This is a genomic window from Hydrogenophaga sp. (assembly GCF_036675665.1).
GTDB lineage: Bacteria > Pseudomonadota > Gammaproteobacteria > Burkholderiales > Burkholderiaceae_C > Hydrogenophaga.
Window position 1 is genome coordinate 1 of sequence record NZ_JAKFEO010000090.1, and the last position, 2,462, is coordinate 2,462.

At 65.1% G+C, this 2,462-nt stretch carries 3 protein-coding genes; all 3 read left to right on the forward strand.

Features of this window, described 5'->3' with window-relative positions; translation table 11 throughout:
* The coding region (locus V6M63_RS21255; protein ID WP_332745168.1) for a hypothetical protein at positions 1 to 458 on the forward strand (458 nt) is incomplete at its 5' end.
* A gap of 29 nt (positions 459 to 487) precedes the next feature.
* On the forward strand, positions 488 to 1,303 hold the full coding sequence (locus tag V6M63_RS21260; protein WP_332745170.1) for a hypothetical protein: 816 nt from the start codon (positions 488 to 490) through the stop codon (positions 1,301 to 1,303).
* On the forward strand, positions 1,300 to 2,253 hold the full coding sequence (locus V6M63_RS21265; RefSeq protein WP_332745172.1) for an ABC transporter ATP-binding protein: 954 nt from the start codon (positions 1,300 to 1,302) through the stop codon (positions 2,251 to 2,253). Before V6M63_RS21260 ends, V6M63_RS21265 begins: the two co-directional genes overlap by 4 nt.
* Positions 2,254 to 2,462 lie beyond the last annotated feature (209 nt).

The window sequence follows — 2,462 nt, forward strand, 5'->3', positions numbered from 1 at the left end:
AGATTGGCCTGGCGCGGCTTATAGGCGGTGCCTATCTCCAGGCCACGCCAGTGGCGCTGGGGCAGCCCTATCTGGTTACTATCGCCTTTATGGCGCTCGACCTTCTGGTGCTGGCCACCCTGGCGACCCTGTTGGCGGTGGTGGCCTCGACGCCGAGCTTCGTTCTGATCGGCACCTTCGGTTTTATGCTGGTGGCGCGCTCCTATGGCGCCATTATCGAACTGCTTAGCAGTCAAGCAGGACTGGTTAGCAATACTGAAGGCTATCGCGCCAGCCTCGGTGTGCTCGGTTATCTGCTGCCGGATCTCGGCGCGCTGGATATGCGCATGCTGGCACTCTACGGAAAGATGGACTTTCTCCCTGCCGACTGGCCCTGGCTGCTGTTCTCCAGCCTGGGCTATGCCATCGCCCTGCTTGCGCTGGCGGTGTGGGCGCTGCAACGCAAGCGCTTTTCCTGATCATGCGCCGCCGACCTCGCTTGCCCCTGTTGCTGGCCCTGCTCGGGTTTGGCCTGTTCTCCGCGGCCTCGCAGTGGCGGGCCCAGGTGCCCGAGCGGGCGGCGCCGGTCGTCGAGGGGCGCGTGGTGATCGCCGCGCCGGTGTTGCTGGCGCTGTTCGGCGGTGACCGCTTCCTGGCGGCTAACCTGGAAACCATGCGCTTGGCAGCTACCGGGGTGGACTGGGGGCAGGCCGACACCGGCTACCTGGTCCGTGCCCAGCAGGAGGTGGCCGAGCTCAATCCCTGCCATGAAGACAACTACTACCTGGCCAATGGCCTGCTCACCTGGGGCGGGGCGGATCGTGAGGGCACCGAGGTGTTGCGCCGGGCCATGCACTGTCGCTTCTGGGATGAGCTGCCGGCCTTTTTCTATGGTTTCAACCAGTGGTTCTTCAACAAGGATATCGCCGAGGCCAGCCGTGCGCTGGAGTTGGCGGCACAACGTGCAACCGGCAACGCAGCCGGCTTTCGCAAGATGGCGGTGATGCTGCAGGCGGAACGCTTCGCCGACGAGAAGCTGGCCCTGGATTACCTGATCGAGCAGCGAGATGCGGCCCGCGATGACCCCAAGCTGCAGCAGATGCTCGACAAGCGGGTGGTGCGCCTGCAGGGGCTGGTGGCGTTGCGCGAGGCGCAGCGGCGTTTCGAGGCGAAAAACGGCGCGCTGGCTAGTCTTGAACAATTGGTCGAATCCGGTCTATTGCCGGCCTTGCCGGAAGATCCGCTCAGACTCGGATACGAGCTGAAAGATGGCAGGATCATCCTGAAGAAAATGAAGATCGCCGGAATGGAGGAGCGCTCGTGAGTGCGGCACTGGAGTTTCACGGCGTCAGCCAGACCTTTCACGTCAAGGGCAAGTCGGTGCGGGCGCTGCGCGAGGTCAGCCTGCGGGTGGCCGAGGGCGAGGTGTTCGGCTTCGTCGGGCCCAACGGCGCCGGCAAGTCCACCACCATCAAGGTGATGCTTGACCTGATCAACGACTATTCGGGTGAGGTGACGCTCTACGGCACCTCCTCGCGCAACCCCAAGTCGCGCGAAGGCATCGCCTACGTCCCGGAAACCCCGGCCTTGTACGAGCAGTTCACGCCGCTGGAAATTCTGCGTATGGCGCTGTCCATGTACGGCATTCGCCGGGCGGACGAGAAGGCCTGGTGCCTGGGCTGGCTGGAGCGCTTCTCGATCGCCGCGGCGGCCAATCGGCGCATTCGCGAGCTGTCCAAGGGCACGGTGCAGCGGGTGGCGCTGGCCCACGCCATGGTCGTGCAACCCAAGCTGCTGGTGCTCGATGAGCCGCTGTCCGGCCTCGACCCGGTCGGGCGCAAGGATGTGGTGGATATCCTCAACGAGTACAAGGGGCAGGGCGGGGCGATCTTCTTCACCTCCCATGTGCTGCACGATGTCGAGCGCATCGCCGACCGCTTCGGCTTCATCAACAAGGGCGAACTGCTGACCGTGCGCTCGCCGCGCGAACTGGCCGCCGAGCGCGCCGACCATATGCTGGTGCGCTTCAATGCCGAGCATGCCATCGCGCCGGGGGCGCGCCAGTTGCGCGACGGCGAGTACGAATGCGAGATCACCCAGCAGGCGCTGCCGGCCTTCATTACCCAGCTCAACCTGATGGGCGGGCACCTGCTGACGGTGAAGCCATCGGTGTCGCTGGAAACGGTGTTCTTCAAGATACTGGATGACGCCGCGCGCAAGGTGGAGCCGGAGAAGACGCTGGCGTCATCGTCACCACGCGACGTGCTGGTCTAGGCCTGCCAGGCCCACGCTTCGCCCTATGCGGGCTGCAGGATCGCGCCGCCTCGCACAACCCGTAGGGTGCGCCGTGCGCACCAATGGGGCTCACGCCGCGGCCTCGCTCGGATGCTGGTGCGCACGGCGCACCCTACTGGCGACGGGGTCGTCTGCGAGGCGTTTCGATGGTTTCCACGCTCTGAGTGGTAGCCCCGGTCAGGACGCTC